The organism is Colwellia sp. NW0002-52-1 (assembly GCF_057550865.1).
The window spans coordinates 1-25,483 of record NZ_BAAJLU010000023.1; the positions used below are offsets into that span (position 1 = coordinate 1).

At 36.7% G+C, this 25,483-nt stretch carries 22 protein-coding genes; 12 read left to right on the forward strand and 10 right to left on the reverse strand.

The window, feature by feature from the left end; all coding sequences use genetic code 11:
* Window positions 1–139 precede the first annotated feature (139 nt).
* On the reverse strand, window positions 140–583 hold the full coding sequence (locus AC27H3_RS16440; RefSeq protein ID WP_487107855.1) for a flavodoxin domain-containing protein: 444 nt from the start codon (window positions 581–583) through the stop codon (window positions 140–142).
* Between the two features lie 163 nt (window positions 584–746).
* Between AC27H3_RS16440 and AC27H3_RS16445 the strand changes: the two genes are divergently transcribed.
* Window positions 747–1,292, forward strand: a complete 546-nt coding sequence (locus AC27H3_RS16445; RefSeq protein WP_487107856.1) for a hypothetical protein — start codon at window positions 747–749, stop codon at window positions 1,290–1,292.
* A gap of 57 nt (window positions 1,293–1,349) precedes the next feature.
* Here AC27H3_RS16445 and AC27H3_RS16450 read toward each other — a convergent pair whose 3' ends face one another.
* The 6 genes from AC27H3_RS16450 to rpmH all read right to left on the reverse strand — a co-directional run bounded on the left by AC27H3_RS16450 (window position 1,350) and on the right by rpmH (window position 5,945).
* Window positions 1,350–1,859: a hypothetical protein gene (locus tag AC27H3_RS16450; RefSeq protein ID WP_487107857.1), complete on the reverse strand. Its 510-nt coding sequence runs from the start codon at window positions 1,857–1,859 to the stop codon at window positions 1,350–1,352.
* A gap of 103 nt (window positions 1,860–1,962) precedes the next feature.
* The gene (mnmE, locus tag AC27H3_RS16455) at window positions 1,963–3,348 is read right to left on the reverse strand and encodes a tRNA uridine-5-carboxymethylaminomethyl(34) synthesis GTPase MnmE (protein WP_487107858.1); all 1,386 of its coding nucleotides are present in this window, start codon (window positions 3,346–3,348) and stop codon (window positions 1,963–1,965) included.
* A 214-nt stretch (window positions 3,349–3,562) separates the two neighbouring features.
* Complete coding sequence (yidC, locus tag AC27H3_RS16460; protein ID WP_487107859.1) at window positions 3,563–5,191, reverse strand: membrane protein insertase YidC; 1,629 nt, start codon at window positions 5,189–5,191, stop codon at window positions 3,563–3,565.
* Window positions 5,192–5,197: 6 nt separating this feature from the next.
* Window positions 5,198–5,446, reverse strand: coding sequence for a membrane protein insertion efficiency factor YidD (yidD, locus tag AC27H3_RS16465; protein ID WP_487107860.1), 249 nt, complete (start codon window positions 5,444–5,446; stop codon window positions 5,198–5,200).
* A complete protein-coding gene (gene rnpA, locus AC27H3_RS16470; RefSeq protein ID WP_085306309.1) occupies window positions 5,413–5,769 on the reverse strand; it encodes a ribonuclease P protein component in 357 nt (118 codons plus the stop codon). The genes yidD and rnpA overlap by 34 nt, the downstream gene beginning before the upstream one ends.
* A gap of 41 nt (window positions 5,770–5,810) precedes the next feature.
* Complete coding sequence (gene rpmH, locus AC27H3_RS16475) at window positions 5,811–5,945, reverse strand: 50S ribosomal protein L34 (protein ID WP_487107861.1); 135 nt, start codon at window positions 5,943–5,945, stop codon at window positions 5,811–5,813.
* A 477-nt stretch (window positions 5,946–6,422) separates the two neighbouring features.
* Here rpmH and dnaA point away from each other — a divergent pair, with 477 nt between their 5' ends.
* The 7 genes from dnaA (at window position 6,423) to AC27H3_RS16510 (ending at window position 16,586) form a co-directional block, all read left to right on the forward strand.
* The gene (gene dnaA / locus AC27H3_RS16480; RefSeq protein WP_487107862.1) at window positions 6,423–7,784 is read left to right on the forward strand and encodes a chromosomal replication initiator protein DnaA; all 1,362 of its coding nucleotides are present in this window, start codon (window positions 6,423–6,425) and stop codon (window positions 7,782–7,784) included.
* Window positions 7,785–7,812: 28 nt separating this feature from the next.
* Entirely contained in the window at window positions 7,813–8,916 is a 1,104-nt protein-coding gene (gene dnaN / locus AC27H3_RS16485; protein WP_085306307.1) for a DNA polymerase III subunit beta, read from the forward strand.
* A 26-nt stretch (window positions 8,917–8,942) separates the two neighbouring features.
* Complete coding sequence (gene recF / locus AC27H3_RS16490) at window positions 8,943–10,040, forward strand: DNA replication/repair protein RecF (protein WP_487107863.1); 1,098 nt, start codon at window positions 8,943–8,945, stop codon at window positions 10,038–10,040.
* A gap of 10 nt (window positions 10,041–10,050) precedes the next feature.
* Window positions 10,051–12,495, forward strand: coding sequence for a DNA topoisomerase (ATP-hydrolyzing) subunit B (gene gyrB / locus AC27H3_RS16495; RefSeq protein ID WP_487107864.1), 2,445 nt, complete (start codon window positions 10,051–10,053; stop codon window positions 12,493–12,495).
* A gap of 176 nt (window positions 12,496–12,671) precedes the next feature.
* Window positions 12,672–13,607 carry a glycine--tRNA ligase subunit alpha gene (gene glyQ / locus AC27H3_RS16500; protein ID WP_085306304.1) on the forward strand — a complete coding sequence of 312 codons (936 nt, stop codon included), beginning with the start codon at window positions 12,672–12,674 and terminating at the stop codon, window positions 13,605–13,607.
* The gene (glyS, locus tag AC27H3_RS16505) at window positions 13,607–15,673 is read left to right on the forward strand and encodes a glycine--tRNA ligase subunit beta (protein WP_487107865.1); all 2,067 of its coding nucleotides are present in this window, start codon (window positions 13,607–13,609) and stop codon (window positions 15,671–15,673) included. The genes glyQ and glyS overlap by 1 nt, the downstream gene beginning before the upstream one ends.
* Window positions 15,674–15,992: 319 nt before the next feature.
* Window positions 15,993–16,586: a hypothetical protein gene (locus AC27H3_RS16510; RefSeq protein ID WP_487107866.1), complete on the forward strand. Its 594-nt coding sequence runs from the start codon at window positions 15,993–15,995 to the stop codon at window positions 16,584–16,586.
* Window positions 16,587–16,819: 233 nt separating this feature from the next.
* Here AC27H3_RS16510 and tusA read toward each other — a convergent pair whose 3' ends face one another.
* Complete coding sequence (gene tusA, locus AC27H3_RS16515; RefSeq protein WP_487107867.1) at window positions 16,820–17,071, reverse strand: sulfurtransferase TusA; 252 nt, start codon at window positions 17,069–17,071, stop codon at window positions 16,820–16,822.
* A gap of 232 nt (window positions 17,072–17,303) precedes the next feature.
* On the opposite strand from tusA, the gene AC27H3_RS16520 reads away from it, so the two are divergent.
* The 4 genes from AC27H3_RS16520 (at window position 17,304) to AC27H3_RS16535 (ending at window position 22,728) form a co-directional block, all read left to right on the forward strand.
* Window positions 17,304–19,223, forward strand: a complete 1,920-nt coding sequence (locus AC27H3_RS16520) for a transglycosylase SLT domain-containing protein (protein WP_487107868.1) — start codon at window positions 17,304–17,306, stop codon at window positions 19,221–19,223.
* A 73-nt stretch (window positions 19,224–19,296) separates the two neighbouring features.
* Window positions 19,297–20,616: a Xaa-Pro dipeptidase gene (pepQ, locus tag AC27H3_RS16525; protein ID WP_487107869.1), complete on the forward strand. Its 1,320-nt coding sequence runs from the start codon at window positions 19,297–19,299 to the stop codon at window positions 20,614–20,616.
* Between the two features lie 12 nt (window positions 20,617–20,628).
* The gene (locus AC27H3_RS16530) at window positions 20,629–21,252 is read left to right on the forward strand and encodes a YigZ family protein (protein WP_487107870.1); all 624 of its coding nucleotides are present in this window, start codon (window positions 20,629–20,631) and stop codon (window positions 21,250–21,252) included.
* A 9-nt stretch (window positions 21,253–21,261) separates the two neighbouring features.
* Window positions 21,262–22,728 (forward strand): TrkH family potassium uptake protein, encoded by a 1,467-nt coding sequence (locus AC27H3_RS16535; protein WP_487107871.1) that lies wholly within the window; start codon window positions 21,262–21,264, stop codon window positions 22,726–22,728.
* Window positions 22,729–22,772: 44 nt separating this feature from the next.
* Here the strand turns inward: AC27H3_RS16535 and trkA are convergent, their stop codons facing one another.
* Both trkA and rsmB read right to left on the reverse strand, forming a co-directional pair.
* Complete coding sequence (gene trkA, locus AC27H3_RS16540) at window positions 22,773–24,152, reverse strand: Trk system potassium transporter TrkA (RefSeq protein ID WP_487107872.1); 1,380 nt, start codon at window positions 24,150–24,152, stop codon at window positions 22,773–22,775.
* 12 nt (window positions 24,153–24,164) lie between these two features.
* Window positions 24,165–25,481, reverse strand: a complete 1,317-nt coding sequence (rsmB, locus tag AC27H3_RS16545; protein ID WP_487107873.1) for a 16S rRNA (cytosine(967)-C(5))-methyltransferase RsmB — start codon at window positions 25,479–25,481, stop codon at window positions 24,165–24,167.
* Window positions 25,482–25,483: the final 2 nt, after the last annotated feature.

A 25,483-nucleotide genomic window follows, 5' to 3' on the forward strand; every position in this document is an offset into this window, starting at 1 on the left:
AGGGCTAGTTATCCACAAGGATATTTATTTATTTTTATACTCACTGAATAATAATAGAAAATTAATAGCTTTTACCCAGACTTATTCACAATTGGTATCTATGTAGCTTAATATTGTTAATAAGTTATGCGTAAGTTGCTTATAAATGATCTTGGTTTTGTGATAACCAAGCTTGAGCAAGTTCTTCTGGATCTATATCTTGGCTCATATCTAAGGTGAGTAATGGTGATAGCTCAACACAACCTTTTGATAATAAAAGTTTATTTATGTTTATTCCTGCGTAGCAAAAGGTATCATAGTTTGAATCACCAATAGCGATCGTTAAAAGTTTCACTGAGGATAGATCTTGAACCGTATTTTTAAGATCTGAAACAAATTCTTGGATATTGTCAGGGTAATCACCAGCGCCATGAGTAGAGGTGCAAATTAACCATGTTTGATTTTCGTTTGGTATTTGAGCGAAATCAGGCTGGAAATGTAGTTCAACGTGATGGCCAAGGCTCGTTAATGTTTCTTCACAGGCTTCTGCAACATATTCAGAACCACCTAACATACTACCAATAATTATTTGAAATGAGCTCATTTATTATCTCTTTTGTTTATATAACTTGGTTTTTGATTCGGTTTATTTAAACCACTAAACTTTCTTTAAAGTGCAAAATTCACACATTTTTACAATTTGAAAAACACAGAAACATCAAGTTAGCTATTATATATCTAATAGTTAATTTAATGTTGAATACTCTATGAAGACAATAATTTTAAAATTAATCATGGCGATACTGGTTTTGTCGCCATTAGTTTTTAGTAATACTACCTACGCCAGTAATTCACTTGAGATAGTTACTTATAATAAAGCCCTTAAACAGGCTATTAGATTGTATAAAAACAATGAATTTGAGCAAGCACTACCTCAGCTTGAGTTGTTTGCTAGAAGAGGCGATAAAATGTCTCAATATATTGTTGGAACTATGTACCTCAATGCACAAGGCACTAAACAAGACTTACTGAAAAGTTACGCTTGGCTTAGTGTTGCAAATGAGCAAAAAAGTGAAGTGTGGGAAAAACCATTAATAATGTTACAAGAAAAACTACCGAAAGATTATTTGGTTAATTTAATATCCGAAGGTGATAAGTATTTAGAACTCTATGGTGCTAAAAGTCAGCGTTTAAAATGTAAAAATGTTAGAGAACTAGGCTCTAAAAAACCAACTTATCGTTGTAAGAAAATGGAAGTAAAAAATGGTCATTATTATGTTGATGATGAACAAAGTTTAGCATTAATTGACTAATTATAAGTTATAACATGCAATTCAAGTGCCGTGAGTTGCATGTTATTTGTAGGCTATTTATTGAATTCTGTTAACTCTAATTCTTCGTTTGGTGCCTACTTTTTTGAGTTGAAAGCTATTCATTACTCCTCTTACGATAATAATTGAATCGCCTTCAGAGAATTTTGCCCTTTTATCACCACCTTTTTGTAGCCAAATTTGGCCATTTTCTAATTCAATTTTCCATTCTTTACGCAAAGTTTTACTGACTGTTTTAATGGTTGCTGTAAGTTCGTCAAATTCACGTTCTTTTTCTGAATATCTATGTGCTTGGCCAAAAGATGAAACTAATTCACTTTCTGTTTGGGTGTCTGCAACAGGAGGTTTAATTGGGTTTGAGTGCTTAGTATTATTCTGCTCTTTAGCTGTTAAACTTTTAGTAACGTAATTATCAAAACATTGTAGTCTTTTTTTATTATCTTTAATTTCAGCACATTGAATTATCTCAATGTTTACATTATTTGCTTTTGTTATATTGCTAACAAAAACAACAGATGACGCTAAAAGTAATAAGGTTAATTTTTTCATCTTCTTCCTAATTTTAAACTATTTAAATACTGTTAACTTAAATATGAAATTTATTTAAGTATGATAATTAATTTTCTATGAATTTAGCACATTATTATTTTTATTACTTACCAATACAAAACGATGAAAAAATTTGGCTTAATAAATCATCATTAGTAAATTCACCGGTAATTTTGTTTAGTTCTTCTTGGCAAAAACGTAGCTCCTCAGCCAGAATTTCACCTGCAACATATGATTCAAGCTGTTCAAAACCTATCTCTAAATGCTGATGCGCTTGTTCAAGTGCTACTAAATGGCGTCTTCTTGCCATAAAACCGCCTTCGGTACTACCTTGGTATCCCATGATATGTTTAAGGTGCTCAGTTAACGTTGTAACCCCTTCACCTGTTTTTGCTGACAAAGTGATAGTAGGTGTAGAGTTTACCTCACTGAAACCTGTTTTTACTTGGCTTATATCGGCTTTATTTCTAATAATAGTTAAGCCGATATTATCAGGTAGTTTTTCAAAAAACTCTGGCCATACCGCTTTAGGATCTTGTTTTTCATCTTGTGCTGAATCTATCATTAGCAACACGCGGTCAGCTTGTTTTATTTCTTGCCATGCTCGTTCAATACCAATTTGCTCTACTTTATCTGCACTTTCTCTAAGTCCAGCAGTATCAATAATATGTAATGGCATACCATCAATGTGAATTTGTTCCGTTAGTACATCGCGAGTGGTGCCTTCGATATCGGTCACAATTGCACTTTCTTTACCACTAAGCGCATTAAGTAAACTTGATTTTCCAGCATTAGGGCGTCCGGCAATTACTACTCGCATACCTTCACGTATAATACTGCCTTGTTGTGCTTTATTTTTCACATCAGCAACTTGTGCAATAATCGCTTTTAAATCGTTAACAACTTTTTCATCGGCAAGAAAATCAATTTCTTCTTCGGGGAAATCAATCGCGGCTTCAACATACATGCGTAAATGTATAGTGTCGTTAACCATTTGCTTCACTAATTTTGAAAAGTCACCTTGCAGTGAATGTAATGCACAACGCGCTGCTTGCTCAGAGCTAGAATTGATTAAATCGGCTATCGCTTCAGCTTGTGTTAAATCAAGTTTGTCATTAAGAAACGCTTGTTCACTAAACTCACCAGGATCTGCCATTCTTATTTTTGGTAATGCTAAAATTTCTTTTAACAGCATATCTAGAATAACCGGTCCGCCATGGCCTTGTAGCTCTAAAATATCTTCGCCAGTAAAAGAATTAGGGCCTTTAAAATAAATAGCAATGCCTTGATCTAGTGCCTGGCCTTTTTGATCTTTAAAGGTGAGGTATTCCGCTTTTCTTAGCTCTGGTACTTTACCTAAAATAGCGACTGCTACATTCTTAACTTCTGGGCCTGAAACTCTGATGATGCCAACACCGCCTCTGCCCGGAGCTGTTGCTTGAGCCGCTATTGTTTCTTTTTGGCTTGATGAAAAAGCTAGGTCTGACATGGGTATTTTCTCTGTTATCTATAAATATTCTTAATTGGCGATATTATAAACTGTTAATAACGCGCTTGAAATGCATGTAGTAGTTTTGTTTGTATTTTCGAATTTAAATCTATCGATTCGATTATGTAGGAGGCTAATTTTAAGTGATGTTATCGTGATTTTTTAGACATAAAAAAAGGTAGCCTAAGCTACCTTTGATTAAATAATACGCTTTTTACTTCGCTTTGGCTTTTTCGATGCCCGAGAATATTATTTTCATTTGAACAATTGAAATAATATTACTGACTAACCAGTAAAGTACTAGTCCTGAAGGGAACCAGAAAAAGAATACAGTAAACATTACAGGCATATACTGCATTATTTTTTGTTGCATTGGATCTTGCACAGTCATTGGCTGCATTTTTTGCATAATGAACATACTTACGCCCATTAACACAGGTAAAATGTAGAATGGGTCTTGTGCTGATAGATCCTGTATCCACAACATAAATGGTGCATGACGTAACTCAACACTTTCCAAAAATACCCAGTAAAGCGCTAAGAATATTGGCATTTGGATAATTAGAGGTAAGCAACCACCAGCAGGGTTTACTTTCTCTTTACGATATAGCTCCATCATAGCTTGTGACATTTTTTGCTTGTCATCACCAAAACGCTCTTTCAGTTGCGTCATTTTAGGCTGTAAAGCACGCATTTTAGCCATTGAGGTGTATTGCGCTTTCGTTAATGGGTACATAGCACCTTTAACGATTAGGGTAATAATAATAATCGCTACACCCCAGTTTGTCACAATAGATTGTATTTTAATTAGCAACCAAAATAATGGTTGGCTGATCATAAATAAGAAACCGTAATCGATAGTTAAATCTAAGTTTTCTTCAATACTTTCTAATACATCTTGATCCTTCGGACCGACATAAAAAGTAGCTGATGTCGTTGCAGTAGAGTTTGGTTCAATAGTAATTGCTGGAGCTTTAAAACCAATTACAGCATCTCTGTTACTTGAATAACGTGAATATAATTGATTATCAGCAGTTTTTTCAGGTACCCAAGAAGAAACAAAGTAGTGTTGCAGCATAGCAACCCAGCCACCTCGAGTTGATACATTTAAATCTGCTTCTTCAATATCTGAAAAATCATATTTTTCGTATACATCTTCAGTAGTCGAGTATGCAGTACCCTTATATGTAGGTATTAAACCACTGCCAGTATCGATTAATGTCGTTTGTTTTAGTTGTGCATACATTTGAACACTTGCAGCATTTGCAGTGTTGTTTGAAATAATGTATTCAACATTAATAGCGTAGCTATCGTAGTTAAGTGTAAAACGCTTAGTTACTGAAAGACCCGTGTTATCAACATAGTTTAAATCAATAACTAGCGGCTCGTTAGCATTCGCCTGATATGCAGTTGCAGACGTTTGATAAATAGGTCGTCCAGGAATAACACGATCTAAACCTTGAGCACCGGTTAAGCCACTTTGTGCAACATAACGATCTTTGTCATTTCGCAAAATTGTAAAAGGTATGCCATTACCTTGTTCGGTGTCGAACTTAAGTAATTTAGCTTCTACAATGTCACCACCATTGGTATCAATTTTAAGTGCTAAAACATCATTGCTTACAGAAATTACTGTTGCGTTAACAACTTTAGTTTCGTTGCTAATTGACGTTACTGCTGCTGATGACTCAGGAACAAAATCGCCATTAGAATTATTTGGCGTTGTTTGTTGAGATACTGCTGGTTGCTCAATAATTGGAGCATTGTCTGTTTGCCATTGGCTAAATAGCAAATAGGTAACAACCATAAGCGCAATAAAAAGAAAACTGCGTTGGGATTCCATAATGTCTTATTTCTCTTTTTTTGATAGTGGCACGGGATCATGTCCTCCCGCATTAAGTGGGTGGCATTTTAGTATACGTTTGCCTGCTAACCAACAACCTTTTATCACACCATGATGATTTATTGCTTCAATGGTATAAAAAGAGCATGTTGGATTGAATCTACAATTAGGTCCAAGCAATGGGCTAAGCCAGCGCTGGTAAGCTTTTACTATAGTAATAGCTATTTTTTGTGGCGTTGAATTACTTTGCGCCATATTTTTTCCAATTGCTGATTAATTTCTTTGTTTTCAAGCTTGTCAGTGCCTGATTTCACCATAACGACTATATCAATATGGGGGAGGTTATGTTGATTTAAACGGAAGCTTTCACGAATTTGTCGCTTAATACGATTTCGTTGCACAGCTAATTTAACTCGTTTTTTAGCAATAGCTAAACCGAGACGATTATTATTATCAGGATTTGGAGTAACAAGAATTGTAATATGGCTAGAGCCAAAACGAAGAGGTTTTGAAAAAACAGATTGAAATTGACCGGGAGTCAACAAACGTGACTCCCGATTAAATTCATAAGTAACCATAGCGGCTACTATTCCTTTAACTTAAGTTGCAAGTTAAAAGATTAAGCACTTAAGCTTGCACGGCCTTTAGCACGACGACGTGAAATTACTGTACGTCCGTTTTTTGTTGCCATACGAGCACGGAAGCCATGGTTACGCTTACGCTTTAATACACTAGGTTGAAATGTTCTTTTCATTACGCTAATCCGTCTGTTGTTGTTGCCCTGGCAAAACAGCCTTCATGAGCACACTGGGTCTAAAAATGAGGCGAAATTCTATATAGAGAACGACACTTTGTCAATGGTTATTATTTAGCTTTTTTTCAAAAGATCTTAACTTGATCGTCTTGATCAAATATATATCCACAGTTTTATAACAATCATGTTTTTTTTAAACTAAATAATCCATTTTATTGAGTAATAATCAAATAGTATATCGAAACTTTTTTAGCATTAATTTAGTCTTAAAAATTAGTAAGAAGCCTAATTTTATTGATATTATTAAAAAAAACTCAAAATAAAAGCGATTAATTGATTTGTCAATATTGATGTTGTGGATAACTATAGTGATAATAGCGTAATTATAAAATTTAATTTTTACTGTTCTGTTTTTTACCGTTCCTGAAATAAACGTTATTAAACGCACGAATCGTTATATTTATCAGGAGTCGGTTGTTGGATCATACACTTTGGCAAAAATGTTTGTCTGTTCTTCAAGAAGAATTGCCCGCACAACAATTTAGCATGTGGATTCGTCCGCTTCAGTGCGTAGTCACAGACAATATTATGACCTTATATGCGCCAAATAGGTTTGTTCTTGATTGGGTAAGAGATAAGTACGTTAATCGCATTAATGAACTTGTGAGCATGCAAGACAGTGCTAATCCACCTTTACTTCGTTTCGACGTAGGTAGCATTCCTTCACAAACAACAAATATTCAAAGTAGCATTAGCCAAATTCAGCCTAATGTTCAACCAACAAATAGAGATGCTACCGTTCCTGAAAGTAATTTACCTAAAACGACTAACGTTAGGGTTAAGTATACGTTTGACAACTTCGTAGAAGGTAAATCTAACCAATTAGCACGTGCAGCCGCTTCACAAGTTGCAGATAACCCAGGCGCAGCATATAACCCATTATTTATTTATGGTGGAACAGGTTTAGGTAAAACACATTTATTACATGCTGTTGGTAATGGTATTTTATTAAATAAACCTAATGCTAAAATTGCCTACATGCATTCAGAGCGTTTTGTTCAAGACATGGTTCGGGCATTACAAAATAATGCCATGGAAAAATTCAAACAATATTACCGATCTGTCGATGCATTATTAATAGATGATATACAATTTTTCGCTGGTAAAGATCGTACACAAGAAGAATTCTTTCATACTTTCAATGCTTTACTTGAAGGTAATCAACAAATAATCTTAACCAGTGACCGTTATCCAAAAGAAGTCGACGTTGAAGATCGTTTAAAATCACGTTTTGGTTGGGGCTTAACCATAGCCATTGAACCGCCTGAATTAGAAACTCGCGTTGCTATTTTGAAACGTAAAGCACAAGAAAGTCATATTAATTTAGCCGATGAAGTTGCTTTTTTCATTGCTAAACGTTTACGCTCAAATGTTCGCGAATTAGAGGGCGCCTTGAATAGGGTGATTGCAAATGCTAACTTTACTGGCAGAGCAATTACTATTGATTTTGTTAGAGAAGCTTTACGGGATTTGCTGGCCTTACAAGATAAATTAGTCACAATAGATAATATTCAGCGTACTGTTGCAGAGTACTATAAAATTAAAGTTGCCGATTTACTGTCTAAACGCAGAAATCGCTCAGTTGCTAGACCTCGTCAAATTGCCATGGCATTATCTAAAGAGCTAACTAACCATAGTTTACCTGAAATAGGTGATGCATTTGGTGGGCGTGATCATACGACTGTTCTACATGCCTGTCGTAAGGTAAAATCTTTACGCGAAGAATCTCACGATATAAAAGAAGATTATTCAAATTTAACAAGAACATTGTCATCATAATAATAAGTAAGTTAAAAGCGAGTCAGAAATGAAATTTTCATTAAATAGAGAATTACTCTTGAAGCCATTACTATTGGTTTCAGGTGCTGTAGAACGAAAAAGTACCTTACCTATTTTAAGTAATATACTTTTTGATGTAAGTGGGCAATCACTTACCTTAACAGCTACTGATTTAGAGTTAGAGATGGTGGCATATGCGACTGTAGATAATCAATCAGACAATGGACAAGTTACAATACCAGCACGTAAGTTGCTTGATATATGTAAAAGTTTACCTGATGATTCTATGCTGACTTTTGAAACTGAAAATGACGTTATAAAAATCAGTACTGGTCGAAGTAAATATTCATTGTCTACTTTACCTGCGAGCGACTTTCCAAATATAGAACAATGGAAAGGTGATGTAGAGTTCAAATTAATGAAATCTGAATTACTTCGATTAATTGAAAGTACTCATTTTTCAATGGCAAATCAAGATGTTCGCTATTACCTTAATGGTATGTCGATTGAGACAGAAGGTCATGAAATTCGCTCAGTTGCTACTGACGGCCATCGATTAGCTATTTGTAAAATTGCTAATCCAGAACTTGAACTGCCTGCACGCCAAGTTATTGTACCTCGTAAAGGTATTTTAGAAATCATTCGATTGCTTGATCCTGTAGATGAAGATATCCAAGTATTTTTAGGTTCTAATCACATCAGAATAATCGACGCTGAGTTCTCTTTTACCAGTAAACTTGTTGATGGTCGTTTCCCTGATTATAGACGTGTGTTACCACGTAATGGTGACAAAATTCTTAATGCTAATAAAGATGTATTAAGACAAGTATTGTCACGTGCTTCTATCTTATCAAATGAAAAGTTCAAGGGTGTTCGTTTAAATTTTGGTAGTACAGAATTAAAAATAACCGCTAACAACCCAGAGCAAGAACAAGCTGAAGAAGTCATTGAAATCGATTTCCCATACGAAGAAGTTGAAATTGGTTTTAACGTTAGTTACGTATTAGACGTGCTAAATGCGATTAAAGAAACTGATGTTAAATTTACTTTAGCTGACGCTAACAGTAGTGTGGTTATTGAAGGTGGCGAATCTGGAGAAGCCTTGTACGTTGTTATGCCAATGCGTTTGTAGCAGTTACCTAAGATGAAACTGTAAGAATGAGTATAGGTAAGTTAATTGTTCAAGACTTAAGAAATATTGAAAATATATCGATTGAGTTACATCCAGATTTAAACTTTATAATAGGCGACAACGGTAGTGGTAAAAGCAGCTTTTTAGAAGCGATATTTTATTTAGGGCACGGTAAATCTTTTCGTAGTTCTAATGTTAGTAATTTACTACAACACAGCAAAAACAGTTTTATTGTTAGTGCAAAAACTAATAAAGATTGCCAAATGGGCGTTAGAAAAATATTTAACGGCACTAGTGCAGCAAATACTGAAATTAGAATTAATGGTGAAAAGCAGCATAAATTTTCAGTGCTTGCAAAAAATATTGCTGTACAAGTTATAACACCAGAAAGCTTTATTATATTTTTTGGTGGACCAAAGCAAAGAAGAAGGTTTATTGATTTAGGTTTGTTTCACGTGAAACATTCGTTTTCAGATCATTGGAAAGAGTTTTCACGAATTCTGAAACAACGTAATGCTTGTTTAAGAAGTAAAACAACAGGTTCTACATTAGATTACTGGACAGAAGTCTTTGCTGAAAGCGCACAAGTAATTGCAGACCTTAGATCTGAATACGTGCAGGAGTTGACTAAAGAGTTAAGTTTTTGGCTCAAAATAATGTTACCTTCAGTATCTGAAGAAATTGTTATTCAATATCTACAAGGTTGGAATAGTAAAAGAAACTTGTTAGATGTTTTACAACAATATCGCGAAAAAGAATTAGCTCACGGATATAGCTTATTCGGCGCACAAAAATTTGATGTTCGTTTTTTATTAAACGGAGCCTCGATAGATAACCAACTATCAAGAGGGCAACAAAAGTTGTTTTTACTAGCGTTAACTTTTGCACAAGCAAAGTTAATAGAAAGAGTTAACTTAGTAAAACCAATTTTATTAATTGATGACGTAGGTGCAGAACTCGATATTCACTCTAGAGCATTATTAAACAATGCGATAGCAGCAATAGAATGTCAGGTAATCGTTACCGCAATTGATAAAGCAGCGGTGGAACAACTTGTTCCACAAGAAGAAAACTACAAAATGTTTCACGTGAAACATGGCAAACTATCAGTAATGAGTGAGTAGGCTACAAGCTATGACAATAGAAAATGAATATGACTCGGCAAGTATTAAAGTACTTAAAGGCTTAGATGCAGTTCGCAAAAGACCAGGGATGTATATAGGTGATACCGATGACGGCACAGGTCTTCATCATATGGTATTTGAGGTGTTGGATAACTCAATTGATGAAGCACTAGCAGGTCACTGTAGTGATATTATTGTTAAAATTCACTTAGACGGCTCAGTGTCTGTTCGAGATGACGGACGTGGCATTCCAACAGAAATTCACCCAGAAGAAGGGATTTCAGCAGCCGAAGTTATCATGACAGTATTGCATGCTGGTGGTAAGTTTGGTGGTGAAGACTCAGGCTATAAAGTTTCTGGTGGTCTTCATGGAGTTGGTATCTCTGTAGTTAATGCATTGAGCCATAAACTAAAACTGAATATTCGCCGAGAAGGTAAGTTATATGAGCAACTTTATCACCACGGTGTTCCTGATGAACCACTAAAAGTTGTTGGCGAAAGTGATAAAACAGGAACAGAAGTACGCTTCTGGCCAAGTGAAGACACCTTCAGTGATGTTTTATTTCACTATGACATGTTGGTAAAAAGAATTCGTGAATTATCATTCTTGAACTCTGGAATTTCAATTAGACTTATAGATGAACGTGAAGAAGGTAAAGAAGATCATTTTCATTTTGAAGGCGGCATACAAGCCTTTGTTGATTACTTAAATACCAATAAAACCCCAGTTAATGAAGAAATATTCTATTTCGATTTAGAACGTGAAGATGGCATTATTGTTGAAGTTGCAATGCAATGGAACGACGGTTTCCAAGAAAGCATACACTGTTTTACCAATAACATTCCACAGCGCGATGGTGGAACTCACTTAAGTGGTTTTAGAACAGCATTAACTCGTACCTTAAATAGTTACATGGTTAAAGAAGGCTTAAATAAAACTAAAAAAGGTGGTAACACTGAAACTAGTGCATCAGGCGATGACGCGCGTGAAGGTTTAACTGCAGTAATTTCTGTTAAAGTTCCAGACCCTAAATTCTCTTCTCAAACTAAAGATAAGCTAGTTTCTTCTGAAGTTAAAACCGCAGTAGAACAAGCTATGGGTGAGAAACTTGGTGAATATCTATTAGAAAAACCAGCAGTAGCTCGTACTATTATTATGAAAATAGTTGATGCTGCTCGTGCACGTGAGGCGGCTCGAAAAGCACGGGAAATGACACGACGCAAAGGTGTATTAGATATTGCAGGTTTACCTGGTAAATTAGCCGATTGTCAGGAAAAAGATCCTGCACTATCTGAACTATATATAGTGGAAGGGGACTCTGCTGGCGGATCAGCCAAGCAGGGAAGAAACCGAAAAAACCAAGCGATATTACCATTAAAAGGTAAAATTCTTAACGTTGAAAAAGCACGTTTTGATAAAATGATATCCTCACAAGAGGTAGGTACGTTAATTACCGCACTAGGTTGTGGTATCGGGCGTGACGAATATAACCCTGAAAAATTACGTTACCACAGCATTATCATCATGACCGATGCTGATGTCGATGGTTCTCATATCCGTACATTACTACTGACATTTTTCTATCGTCAAATGCCAGAAATTATGGAACGTGGATATATATATATTGCTCAACCGCCACTTTATAAAGTGAAAAAAGGTAAGCAAGAGCGTTACATTAAAGATGATGAAGGCTTAACAGAATATTTAACAACGTTAGCGTTAGAAAATGCTGAAGTACATGTAAATGAATCTGCACCAGCAATATCAGGCTTGTCATTAGAAAATTTAGTGAATCAGTTCCGCAAGACCCATGAAACTATAAAGCGTGTTTCTCGTTTAATTCCGGCTGATATTCTAGAAAAAATGATTTATGGCGATGTAATTACAGTCGAAGATTTCAAGAGTAAAGATAAAGTTGAATCATGGACAGCAAACTTACTTAAGCAGTTATCTGACCAAGATGGTAATGGTTCTATCTATACGGTTGAAGTAAAGCATGACCAAGAGCGAAATGTATATTACCCAAGCTTTAATGTTCGTAAGCATGGTATAGATACAGTGTATGATTGTGATTATGAATTTATTGACTCAAAAGAGTTTTTATCAATTCAAAACCTAAATAAAGCTGTAAACGGTTTAATGGAAGAAGGTGCTTACGTTAAGCGTGGCGAAAAAATTAAACCAATAACTGAATTTGAAGAAGCGTTAAACTGGCTAATGGCTGAATCAAAGCGTGGCCAATACATTCAACGTTATAAAGGTCTAGGTGAAATGAACCCAAGCCAATTATGGGAAACAACCATGGATCCAGAATCACGTAGAATGCTACAAGTAACTATTGAAGATGCTATAGCAGCTGATCAATTGTTCACTACTTTGATGGGTGATCATGTTGAGCCACGTAGAAACTTCATTGAAGAAAACGCACTTAAAGTAGCTAACTTAGATGTTTAGGGTTTAAAGCTTTATGATAAAAATGCCCGATCATCAAATCGGGCATTTTTTGTTTCTAACCTTGCATAATATTTAAATTAATTACTAAACATCTAGGCAAGGACACTAGGCTAATAAAGCGACAGACGTTATAATTAGCCTTATTTAATACAATATAACTATAGATTCGGAATGTTATGAGTACCTTTAATATAAAGACCTTTCAAGGACTAATACTGCAGTTGCAAGATTATTGGTCGCGCCAAGGCTGTGTAATCGTTCAGCCATTAGATTTAGAAGTAGGGGCAGGCACATTTCACCCGATGACATTCTTACGTTCAATTGGTCCTGAGCCAATGAGTAGTGCTTATGTACAACCATGCCGTCGACCTACCGATGGGCGCTACGGCGAAAACCCAAACAGATTGCAGCATTACTACCAGTTTCAAGTTATGTTAAAGCCTTCGCCAGATAATATCCAAGAGCTTTACCTTAACTCATTAAAAGAAATGGGTATTGATCCACTTGTACATGACATACGTTTTGTAGAAGATAACTGGGAATCACCTACATTAGGTGCCTGGGGATTAGGCTGGGAAATCTGGTTAAACGGTATGGAAGTAACACAGTTTACTTATTTCCAACAAGTAGGTGGTATTGAATGTGCTCCAGTTACTGGTGAAATAACTTACGGCTTAGAACGCTTAGCTATGTACATACAAAACGTTGATAGTATTTATGACCTAGTTTGGACCGATGGTCCAATGGGCAAAGTATTATATGGTGATGTTTTCCATCAAAACGAAGTTGAGCAATCAACCTATAACTTTGAACATGCTGACGTAGACGCACTATTCAAAACATTTGATCAATGTGAAAAAGATAGCCAAAAATTGATAGAAGCAGGCTTAGCCTTACCTGCATATGAACAAGTGATGAAAGCGTCACATGCTTTTAACTTACTTGATGCACGCCACGCAATATCAGTAACAGAACGTCAACGATACATATTACGAGTTAGAACATTATCAAAAGCTTGTGCACAAGCTTACTATGATAAACGTGAAGAGCTTGGCTTTCCGTTATGTAAAAACAATTCAGCAAATGGTAACACGACTAAGGAACAATCATAATGACTACAGAAACACTACTGATTGAACTAGGTACTGAAGAGTTACCACCAAAATCACTAAGAACCTTAGCAACTACATTTTTTGAACATATAAAGTTGCAATTAGACGATGCCAATTTAACGTATTCAGCTATCAACTGGTATGCAACTCCGCGTCGTTTAGCGGTAAAAGTTGAAGACTTAATCGCAAATCAAGCAGACAAAGCGATAGAAAAACGTGGTCCTGCAGTTAACGTAGCATTTGACGCCGAAGGTAACGCAAGCAAAGCCGCAGAAGGTTGGGCACGATCTAATGGTATTACTGTTGCAGAAGCAGAGCGATTAGTTACCGATAAAGGTGAATGGTTACTTTATAAAACTGTTGAGCAAGGTAAGCACGTTGAACAATTAGTTCCAGCTATGGTAAATAACGCTATTGCGAAACTACCTGTACCTAAACCTATGCGTTGGGGTTCAGGCAGAACACAATTTATTCGACCGGTTCACACCTTAACACTTATGTATGGTTCTAGTATTCTAGCGGGTGAGTCTTTAAATATTAGCTCTAACAATTTAGTAACGGGTCATCGTTTTCATCATCATGGCTTAGTAGCACTTTCTCATGCAGACGATTACCAAAGCGCGCTAAAAGCAGCACATGTGGTGGTTGACTATCAAGCACGTAAAGAAACTATTCAACAGCAAATTAATATTGCTGCAAAAGAAATAGGTGGCACAGTTGTTCATGACGAAGATTTGCTTGAAGAAGTAACCTCATTAGTTGAATGGCCTGTCGTATTAACAGGAAGCTTTGATGAAGAATTTTTGAATGTACCACCAGAGCCGCTAATTTATTCGATGAAAGACCACCAAAAGTACTTTCCTGTTACCGATGGTAAAGGTAACTTGTTGAATAAATTCATATTTGTATCAAATATTGAAAGTAAAGACCCAAGCCAAGTTATTAAAGGAAATGAAAAGGTTATTCGACCACGTTTGGCCGATGCAGAGTTTTTCTTTAAAACTGATAAAAAACAATCACTTGAGTCTAGATTGGAAAGCTTAGAGTCTGTATTGTTTCAAAAACAATTGGGTACAGTAAAAGCTAAGTCAGAACGCATTGCTAGCTTAAGTGAATTTGTTGCCAATGTAATTGGCGATGATACAGCTATGGCGCATCGTGCTGGTTTATTGAGTAAAACTGATTTAATGTCAGACATGGTACTTGAGTTTCCACAAGTGCAAGGCACCATGGGTAAATACTACGCTCAACATGATGGTGAGCCAGAAGCTGTTGCTCAAGCGCTTGAAGATCAATATCGTCCACGCTTCGCTGGTGATGCATTACCAGAGCAAACAATTGGTTGTGCGGTCGCTATTGCCGATAAAGTGGATACCTTAGTGGGTATTTTTGGTATTAACCAAGCCCCTAAGGGTGATAAAGACCCGTTTGCTTTACGCCGTGCTGCTATTGGTTTAATACGTATTATTATCGAAAAAGATCTAAATTTAGATATTGCAGATTTAATCGCTAAAAGTGTTGAGCTTTACCAAGACAAACTTACCAATCAAGATGTAAGCAAACAAGTACTTGATTTTGTATTTGGTCGTTACCGTGCTTATTATCAAGATCAAAATATGAGTGTTGATGTTATACAAGCCGTATTAGCAAATGCACCATCAGCGCCACTAGATTTTAATAAGCGTATTCACGCAGTAACACATTTTAAAACGTTATCTGAAGCAGCAACATTGGCTGCCGCAAATAAACGTGTCGGTAATATTTTAGTTAAATTTAAAGGCGAGTTGTTTAACGCATTCGACCTAGAGTTAGCTAGCGAAGCTGCTGAAACAGAATTGGCAACAGCCTTTTCAACTGTGAAAGCTAAAATAGCACCGTTAATGACAGCAAAAGATTATCAAGGTGCATTAACTGAGCTATCGGCTCTGAAACAACCTATTGATAACTTCTTTGATAACGTTATGGTAATGGCAGACGACGAACAAGTTAAAACCAACCGTTTAACGTTACTGAACGAAATTCGTAATAGCTTTTTTGCTATCGCCGATATTTCATTATTGCAGTAAAAATTAAGTAAGCTAAAACTAAAAAGGGAATGCTATGGCATTCCCTTTTTTATGTTTGAGTCATATATAACTTATATATTAGAAGTTTAAGATAATTTTGAGGTTGTAGCTTGCATTGTGAGCGCATTATCCAGTTATTAATTAAGTTTAATAACTGAGTATTTGAATGCACTAATTTTGCTTGTTTATTCCATGATCCTATTGTCTTTCAACCATGGATAGTAATACCTGAAAATATTTGTTATTAATGTGTAAATAATTAAATTGGAAACCTTTTCTGCAAAAGGGAAGTTACCTCCTATAAATAATATAAGAAGTTATGGACCCATTACAAAGACTTGCTGAAAATAACCTTAAAGGTTTAAATGTAAAGAAAACAGAAGGTAACTTTCGACATTTTTTGCTTTCTGCTATTTTTCTTCTTTTGTATGCAGGCGCGAGCTATTTATATTTCACTAATGAAGAGTCTATTTTGGGTTTCGAGTTTTGGGGTCCATCTAAACAGGTTTGGTTGATTGTTGTGTTGCTAACAGGTGGAATTGGATCATTATTTTTTAGTGGTGGGTTAGCTATTGTAATTTGGGCCGATTTATTTGCTAAGGAGCTTGGTACTAAAGTTAAAAATGGTTATACATTCATTTTTGCAGCTTTATCAATTGGTGTTAGTCTTTCATTTATTTTTCTTTCAATAACACTAAGTATTTTTGTTATAGACAATAATCAAAATATTTTTCATTTTTTAAGTTTCGGTTATAGGGAGCCACCATATTTTATTGAGATGATTCTTAATTATCTGCTAGTTATTATTGTCTCCATAACTGTTGGTTTATTTTACTCTATTTTTACTTTACCATTTAAGGCAAGTCGCCACGCAAAAGAGTACGCATCAACAACACGCACTAAGGCTGGCTAGAAGTAAACTTAGTGTGCAGATATGAAAAACCCTTGGTCGTTATAAATTTCATAAACCCATGAAATATTTAATAATTTCTAGTTACGGATTCTCTTGATATGTTTGTGAGCTTATAAAACTTATAGCCCGCTTTGTAAGATAAGAAGGGTCAAAGCTTTATAAACGTAGTAATGGGATATTTAAAAGATAGCTATTAAGAATTATTTGTCGATATATCCTTTAATATTAGAAGGTTAAGCCAAACCTTTCTTAATCACATATTGATAAGGCATTTCTTTAACCTGCTGTGCAATTAATTGATGCTCCATAAAGCGACAAAAACTCGGAATATCTCGGGCAGTAGAAGGGTCGTCAGCACTGACCAATAACGTTTCACCATCTACCATTTTACGAATCTTTAGGCGTAGCATCATCACGGGTTCAGGGCAGCGAAGTCCAATCGCATCTAACTGCTGGTCGGTATTCGAGAAAAGACTATCGTTCATACTTTGCAAAGCCTAGTGAAGGAAAAGGATTTGGTGGCAATTTTAAAGCCTATTTAAATTCACGCAACTATAAAATTATTTAGAATCTTAAATTAATAAGCCACATTTAGTCTTGGCCTAACAATATCAAGTACAAATATTGATAAATAAGCCAATAATTGTGCTGAATAGACTTGCTTTGTTAAGTTAGGAGTGAATAATTGATCTACCGTTATTTTTCAAAGGTCATAAAATGCCGTTAGGTCGTTTCCGATTCATTAAAACCATTATATTAAGTAGCCTATTAGCCTGCACCTCTGCATTTGCTAGTGATGATAATCAGCAACGTAAAACTTTTTTTGAAGCTGAAAATCAAGTTTGGAACGCTAGCTCTGCGACCTATCAAAATTTATATCAACAATTACATTATTACCCATTACAACCGTACTTAGATCAGAAAAGGTTAATGACTAAAATGAACTTGTCGTCAGCGACAGAGATCAGTAAGTTCTTAACAAAATATGAAGGCACGCCACTTGATTGGCCATTACGAAAAAAATGGTTAGCATATTTAGCTAAACGGAAAAAAGCGGTACTTTTTCAAACCTTTTTTAAACCAACAAGTAATGTAGAACTAACGTGTCAGCATTATAGATTTGAATTAGAAACTGGTGTTACGCCAACACGGGTTCTGCCTAAAGTGAGTGCGCTATGGCTGGTAGGTAAGTCACAACCCAAAGTGTGTGATCCATTATTTAAAAAGTGGCAACAAGCAGGCTACCGTACTGATGATCTTATCTGGCAACGAATAGTGTTAGCTGCCGACGGCGGAAAGCATAGTTTGATCCCTTATTTGACTAAACTATTGCCTGAGCAAGAACAAAGCTTGGCAAAAATTTGGCATAAAGTACGCCGTGATCCAGCATATATTAGTAAATTGTCTCGTTTCAGTAATAAAACTGAGCGTGAGGCAGAAATAGTGGCTTATGGTTTGAAGCGCTTAATATGGCGAGCACCTGAAAAAGCTTTAGATACTTATGCTTTAGCCAAAACATTACTGCCTTTTACTGAAGAGCAGCAGCAACAAATTACCTTAAAATTTGCACTATCTTTAGCAAGTAAAAACCATGCACAAGCGGCTAATTGGTTAGCGCAAGTTGATGAAAAGTTATTTAGTAGTAACCTAACACAGTGGTACATAACCGACGCATTGCGTGATCAAAATTGGCAGCACATAAAAGACAAGCTTTTAACATTGCCACTAACAGCACAACAGAGTTTACAGTGGCGTTATTGGTATGGCAGAAGCTTGTTAGCCACAGATGACTTAGTACAAGGAACTAAACTATTAAATGAATTGGCTCAAAGCCGTCATTATTATGGTTTTCTCGCGGCTAGTTACTTAAATAAACCTGTTAACTTTCAAAACATACCGCTAGTAATAACTGCCGAAGAAAAAGCTTTAGTAACTCAAAGTCCTGAAGCTAAAAGGGCGTTAGAGTTGTTTGCTATAGGGCGATTTCATCATGCTCGATTAGAATGGAATTATTGGCTGTCTAAATTAAATAAACGCGATAAGTTAGTTGCTTCGAAAGTTGCTACTGAAATGCAATGGTATGATCGCGCCATATTTACTTTGGCTAAAGTGGGCTATTTAAACGATGTAAATTTACGTTTTCCATTGGGCTTTGAAACTGAAATTAAACATTATGCAGGTAATCAAAAAATTAACCCTGCATGGGCGTTTGCTATAACCAGACGTGAGAGTTCATTTATGTCTGATGCTAATTCTCCTGCTGGCGCTAAAGGTTTAATGCAAATAATGCCGGCAACAGCCAAGCAACTTGCTCGTAAAAAGGTTTCAAATCAGTATTTATTCAAAGCGAAGAATAATATCAAATTAGGCACGAAATATTTACGGAATTTACTCGACCGGCATCATGGTAATCAAGTGCTTGCCACAGCCGCATATAATGCTGGACCGCATAGGGTAAAAAGTTGGTTAAAAGATGCCAAGCCTTTACCTGCAGATGTTTGGATAGAAACAATTCCTTTTAAAGAAACCCGAGAATACGTCAAAAGTGTTTTAGCTTATCAGCAAATTTATCAGGATAAAGTAGGGCAGAAAGGGTCATTGTTTGACCAAATTATCGCCATGAACATTAACGAGTAGCATTGGGCTAAGCATTATAATATAACGCTAAACACGTTATAATTAATATCAAAGCAATTTAGAGAGTTACCAGATGAATAAACTAGCAAACCAATACCCAGCACACGTTGCTGAGTTACAAAAACGTACTAAAGCCGTATTAACAAGAGAAAACCTTGAAGGTTTAGTTATTCATTCTGGTCAAGAAATTAAAGCCTTCTTAGATGACAACAGTTACCCATTTCGAGTTAACCCACACTTTAAAGCTTGGTTACCTTTGGTTGATGTTGCTAATTGTTGGTTAGTGGTAAATGGCAACGATAAACCGACCCTGATATATTATCAACCGGTTGATTTTTGGCATAAAGTTATTGGTTTAGCGGATAATTATTGGAATGAATTCTTTGATATTAAAATTTTAGCTAAAGCCAGTGAAGTTGATAAATTGCTGCCATACGATAAAAAATCTTTCGCCTATATTGGCGCACATATTGAAGTAGCTAAAGCGTTAGGGTTTGAGCATATTAACCCTGAGCCATTAATTAATTACTTACACTACCATCGTGCATACAAAACCTCATATGAGCAAGAGTGTATGCGTCGCTCAAGCGCTATTGCGTTAAAAGGGCATAAAGCAGCGAAAGCGGCCTTTTTTGATGGTGCTTCAGAGTACGATATTCAGCATGCTTACCTCAAAGCAACGCAACATGTAGAAAGCGAAACACCTTATGGCAATATTGTAGCGTTAAATGAAAACACCTCTATTTTACATTACACTGCTTTAGATCGTGGTGTTCCGCAAGCTCATCGTTCTTTTTTATTAGATGCTGGCGCTAATTTTCATGGTTATGCTTCTGACATTACCCGTACATATTCATTTAAACGCGATCGCTTTGCTGAGTTAATTGCCCGCATGGATATTTTAATGTTAAATGCCGTCGATGCATTAAAGCCAGGGCTTAGTTATGTTGATTTACATATTGCTACCTATCGTGAAATTGGTCAGGTGTTAAAAGAATTTAACTATATTAATGTTGATGCAGATACGGCTGTTGAAGCTGGTATTATTTCGACTTTTTTCCCGCATGGTTTAGGACATCATTTAGGTTTACAAGTACATGATGTAGGTGGGTTTATGGCAGATGAACGCGGCACACATGTTAATGCCCCTGATCCTCACGGCTTTTTACGTACTTCGCGCGTGATAGAAAGTAATCAAGTATTTACCGTAGAACCAGGTCTATATTTTATTGACTCACTGCTCGGCGATTTAAAAGACTCGGTGCACGGTAAAATGGTGAACTGGCAAGAGGTTGATGCAATGAGACCTTATGGCGGTATCAGAATTGAAGACAATATTATTGTACACCAATCACATAATGAAAATATGACCCGAGATCTTGACTTAAATTAAGCGAATATTTGGGTGTCTAAACCATACACAATAGCGGCAGAAGAAATTATTGATGAAACAATAGTCACACGCAGTCGCTTTATTTGCTACCTTCAGCCATGCACAAGTAGCGCACAAGCAAAGGCTTTTATTAAAAGCCTACAAGTTATGCATCCACAAGCAAATCATCATTGTTATGCTTTTATTGCTGGTCGACCTGACGATAGCCAATTATATGGCTTTTCAGATGACGGTGAGCCTTCTGGTACTGCCGGTAAACCTATGCTTGCCATGTTAATGGGTAGTAATATTGGTGAGGTTTGCGCTGTTGTTGTACGCTATTTTGGTGGCACAAAACTCGGGCCCGGCGGACTTCAGCGTGCTTATGGCGGCAGTGTTAAGCAAGCTTTAGCGCTTTTAACGACAAAATTGAAAATTCCTATGGTACGTAAAACACTAGCGTGTCAATATACCCAAGTGAATGATGTACTGTATTTTATTGAGCAAATTGGTGGTGAAATACTCCAGCAAGACTACAATGAAAATGTTGTTCTTACGCTTGCAATACCAGAACAAAAAATTGAGCTTTTCCAGCAGCAATTGCAAACCCTGTCTGCTGGGCAGCTAATACTAAAATCCATAACCAAAAAGCAATAATAAAATACTGTGCAATTTAAAAATATTATCCGCATATTAGGATTACTAGTCGCTTTATTAAGCGTAACTATGCTGCCGCCCGCATTTATTTCTCTCGTGTATCGAGACGGTGGTGGTGTTTCATTTTTAATGTCTTTTGTTTTTTGTTTAGTTGCAGGATTACTTTCTTGGTATCCGTATCGTACTGAAAAAAGTGACTTAAGAGCACGAGAAGGCTTTTTAATTGTTGTGCTCTTTTGGACTGTATTAGCAAGCTTTTCAGCCGTACCATTAATGTTGTTAGATGAGCCTAACCTGTCGGTTGCCGATGCATTTTTTGAGTCTTTTTCTGGGCTAACCACCACAGGTGCAACCATTTTAACGCAGATTGATGGCTTGCCACATGCCGTACTTTGGTATCGTCAGCAATTGCAATGGTTAGGCGGTATGGGAATTATCGTATTAGCGGTAGCTATTTTACCTATGTTAGGTATTGGTGGCATGCAGTTATATCGCGCCGAAACGCCAGGCCCGGTTAAAGATTCAAAAATGACTCCGCGTATTGCCGATACGGCAAAGCACTTATGGCTTATCTATGTATCGTTAACAACGGCGTGTGCATTAAGTTATTGGGCTGCGGGCATGAGTTTTTTTGATGCTATTTGTCACTCGTTTTCTACGATTGCCATAGGTGGCTTTTCTACCCATGATTTAAGTATCGGTTATTATAACAGCCCATTAATTAACTTTATTTGTGTGTTCTTCTTGTTAGTTGCTGGGGTTAATTTCGCATTACATTTTGCAGTTGTTAATAGTCGTTCGCTACGCAGTTATTTCTACGACTCCGAATTTAAAGCCTTTTTGAGTATTCAATTCGTATTGGTTCTAATATGCTTTGTTGTACTAGCAAGTTTTAATATTTACCAATCAGGTTTTGAGAATTTTGAGCAGGCACTTTTTCATGCGGTATCAATTAGTACCACCGCTGGATTTTCAGGTACTTCTGCGGGTGAAGCTACATTTTCTAACTGGCCAACATTACTACCGCTTTTATTAATATTTTCGAGCTTTATTGGTGGTTGTGCTGGTAGTACCGGTGGCGGAATGAAAGTTATTCGAGTGGTACTGCTTTATTTACAAGGTGTTCGAGAATTAAATAAATTAGTGCACCCTAAGGCTGTTTTTACTATCAAGCTGGGTAAAAAAGCTTTACCTAACCGAGTAGTTGAAGCCATTTGGGGATTCTTCTCAGCTTATACCGCAGTTTTTGTTATTTGTATGTTATTACTTTTAGCCGCAGGTATGGATGAATATTCAGCGTTTACCGCTGTGGCAGCATGCTTAAATAACTTAGGCCCTGGTTTGGGGCAGGTTGCTGCAAATTTTGCTGAGATCACGGACTTTAGTAAATGGGTATTAATTGTTGCTATGTTGTTCGGACGTTTAGAGATATTTACCTTGCTGGTACTATTCACACCAGCATTTTGGCGAACTTAATTTTACCTTTTTTGACGAGAGCACTTTTAGTCATTGAGGTGAAATTAGAAAAAAGTTATAGCATCAAGTTGGAATAAAGCTTCAACATCACTGATATAACGCTTATTAACTAAAAATAGCACGACATGGTCTTCCGATTGGATCTTGGTGTCAGAATGGGCGATTAGCACTTCTTCATCGCGTACAATTGCGCCTATCGTTGTTCCTGGTGGTAATTTTATTTGTTGAATAGTTTTACCGATAACCTTAGAGGAGTTCTCATCACCTTTAGCGACTATTTCAATCGCTTCAGCCGCACCGCCACGTAAACTATAAACATTATCAATATTACCACGACGTACATGAGTCAATAATGCCGAAATTGTAGCGTGCTGAGGTGAAACAGCGATATCAATATTGCTTCCGTGTACCAAGTCAATATAAGCACTGCGCTGAATCAGTACCATTGCCTTACGCACGCCTAAACGTTTAGCTAATAACGACGACATGATATTAGCCTCGTCATCGTTAGTTACGGCAATAAATACGTCAAATTGATCAATATGTTCTTCCATCAGCAGTTCTTGATCAGACGAATCACCAGTAAAAACCAGTGTGTCGTTTAATTCAGATGCTAAATAAGCGGCACGTTTAGCGGAATGCTCAATTAATTTAACTTGATGATTTTTTTCTAATAAGCGAGCTAAACCTGAACCTATATTACCACCGCCGGCGATCATAATTTTTTTATACGGTGCCTCTAACTTTTGCAGTTCGTTCATCACCGCACGAATATGTATTGAGGCGGCAATAAAAAATACTTCATCGTCGGCTTCAATAACTGTAGTACCTAATGGGCGGATAGGTTTGCCATTTCGATAGATCGCGGCAACCCGGGTATCAATATTCGGAATATGTTCACGTAACGTTGAAAGGGCATGACCCACCAGTAAACCGCCATAATAAGCCTTAACAGCAACTAAACTTACTTTGCCATTAGCAAACTCTAATACTTGTAATGCGCCAGGGTAATCTATTAAGCGAGCAATATCGCGAGTAACCAGTTGCTCTGGTGCTATAACGTGGTCAACAGGAATGTTTTTATTTTGAAAAAGCTCTTCTTGGTACTTAAGTATTTTACTTGAACGAATTCGAGCTATTTTATTGGCGGTATTAAAAAGGGAATAACAAATCTGACAAGCAATCATATTAATTGCATCGTCATTGGTTACGGCAACAACTAATTCAGCATCTTCTGCACCAGCTTGTTTTAATACATCAGGATGAGAACCATGACCAACAACAACGCGTAAATCCATTTTGTCTTGTAACTCACGCAAGGTTTCGCTGTTGGTATCGATAAGCGTAATGTCGTTTTTTTCACCAACAAGGTTTTCTGCTAATGTTCCACCAACTTGTCCAGCACCAATAATTATAATTTTCATTTAAGATAGCTTTTATGGTTGTTTTTTAACTAATTTAGCGTAGAAGAAACCGTCCATCGAATTCTCGTTGGTTAATATCTGCCAACCTATATCGTTCGCGTTGTCGGTAATTGCAATGTGTTCTGCATCAGGGTTTAAATCAATAAAACGCTGAACTTGCTGACTATTTTCTTCAGGTAATATACTACATGTAGCATATAGCAAAGTACCACCGGGTTTTAGCAAAGACCATATGTTTTTTAATATATCTTGCTGTAAGTCAGTTAACACTTCTATATCTTGGCTTTTGCGTAGCCATTTAATATCTGGGTGGCGGCGAATTACACCAGTGGCAGAACAAGGTGCGTCTAGCAATATTCGATCAAACAGTTGCCCATCCCACCATTTTTCAGGAGAAGCGGCATCACCTGCAATAACATTAGCCTGTAAGTTTAGGCGTTGAAGGTTTTCATGCACTCGCAGTAACCGAGTAGCTTCAATATCTAAGGCTGTCATGGCTTTAATTTTTGGACTGTACTCGAGGATATGACAAGTTTTGCCACCGGGAGCCGCGCAGCAATCTAAAACGTTATCGTTAGGCTGACAGTCAAGTAAGTGAGCTGCTTGTTGAGCTGCGCCATCTTGAATTGATACCCAACCAAGTTGAAACCCAGGGAGTTTGTTTACGTCTACAGCTTCTACTAATCGAATAGCTGATGATTTTTCATCAATATAGGCATGTTTAATATCGGTGTCAGCTAATAACAGCAAGTACTGCTCAAGACTATGATGTAAGGTATTTACCCGCAACCACATAGGTGGTCTTTCCATATTGGCATTAAGAATATCTTGCCAACTCTCAGGGTAGCTCAGTTGTAACTTTTTTATAAACCAAGACGGGTGGTTAAATGTAACGGCCGCAGGTAGTTTACTAGTATCGGGCTGAATGTTTTGTTCGAGTAATTGTTTTTGCTGGCGTTGAAAATTTCTTAATATACCGTTGATAACCCCTTTTAAGTGCTCACACTTTAAAGGCTTACAGGCTGAAACTGTTTCGTTAAAAGCGGCGTGATCAGGTATGCGGGTATATTTTATTTGGTAAATGCCGACCAATAATAAAAAGTGTCCAACTCGTTGTTTGCCAGTGAGTGGTTTTTTAATAAAGTCACGAACGTCATGCTCAAGTTCTGGTAAATGCCTTAATACGCCATAACAAAGCTCTTGCAATAGGCCTTTGTCTTTAATATCTATTTTTGCAATTTGTTGGGGTAGCTCGTCAGATAAACTTCTTCCTTTATCAACAACAGCAAAGGTACAACGTGCAGCGAGGGCTCTGAGATTAGCGGCCATAA

Coding starts and splice junctions, on each gene's coding strand:
- mnmE (WP_487107858.1), bottom strand. CDS start 3,348: ATGTCAGACCTAGCTTTTTCATCAAGCCAAAAAGAAACAATAGCGGCT.
- pepQ (WP_487107869.1), top strand. CDS start 19,297: ATGAATAAACTAGCAAACCAATACCCAGCACACGTTGCTGAGTTACAA.
- AC27H3_RS16520 (WP_487107868.1), top strand. CDS start 17,304: ATGCCGTTAGGTCGTTTCCGATTCATTAAAACCATTATATTAAGTAGC.
- glyQ (WP_085306304.1), top strand. CDS start 12,672: ATGAGTACCTTTAATATAAAGACCTTTCAAGGACTAATACTGCAGTTG.
- rpmH (WP_487107861.1), bottom strand. CDS start 5,945: ATGAAAAGAACATTTCAACCTAGTGTATTAAAGCGTAAGCGTAACCAT.
- recF (WP_487107863.1), top strand. CDS start 8,943: ATGAGTATAGGTAAGTTAATTGTTCAAGACTTAAGAAATATTGAAAAT.
- yidD (WP_487107860.1), bottom strand. CDS start 5,446: ATGGCGCAAAGTAATTCAACGCCACAAAAAATAGCTATTACTATAGTA.
- AC27H3_RS16445 (WP_487107856.1), top strand. CDS start 747: ATGAAGACAATAATTTTAAAATTAATCATGGCGATACTGGTTTTGTCG.
- rsmB (WP_487107873.1), bottom strand. CDS start 25,481: ATGGCCGCTAATCTCAGAGCCCTCGCTGCACGTTGTACCTTTGCTGTT.
- AC27H3_RS16450 (WP_487107857.1), bottom strand. CDS start 1,859: ATGAAAAAATTAACCTTATTACTTTTAGCGTCATCTGTTGTTTTTGTT.
- gyrB (WP_487107864.1), top strand. CDS start 10,051: ATGACAATAGAAAATGAATATGACTCGGCAAGTATTAAAGTACTTAAA.
- AC27H3_RS16440 (WP_487107855.1), bottom strand. CDS start 583: ATGAGCTCATTTCAAATAATTATTGGTAGTATGTTAGGTGGTTCTGAA.
- glyS (WP_487107865.1), top strand. CDS start 13,607: ATGACTACAGAAACACTACTGATTGAACTAGGTACTGAAGAGTTACCA.
- trkA (WP_487107872.1), bottom strand. CDS start 24,152: ATGAAAATTATAATTATTGGTGCTGGACAAGTTGGTGGAACATTAGCA.
- dnaN (WP_085306307.1), top strand. CDS start 7,813: ATGAAATTTTCATTAAATAGAGAATTACTCTTGAAGCCATTACTATTG.
- rnpA (WP_085306309.1), bottom strand. CDS start 5,769: ATGGTTACTTATGAATTTAATCGGGAGTCACGTTTGTTGACTCCCGGT.
- yidC (WP_487107859.1), bottom strand. CDS start 5,191: ATGGAATCCCAACGCAGTTTTCTTTTTATTGCGCTTATGGTTGTTACC.
- tusA (WP_487107867.1), bottom strand. CDS start 17,071: ATGAACGATAGTCTTTTCTCGAATACCGACCAGCAGTTAGATGCGATT.
- AC27H3_RS16510 (WP_487107866.1), top strand. CDS start 15,993: ATGGACCCATTACAAAGACTTGCTGAAAATAACCTTAAAGGTTTAAAT.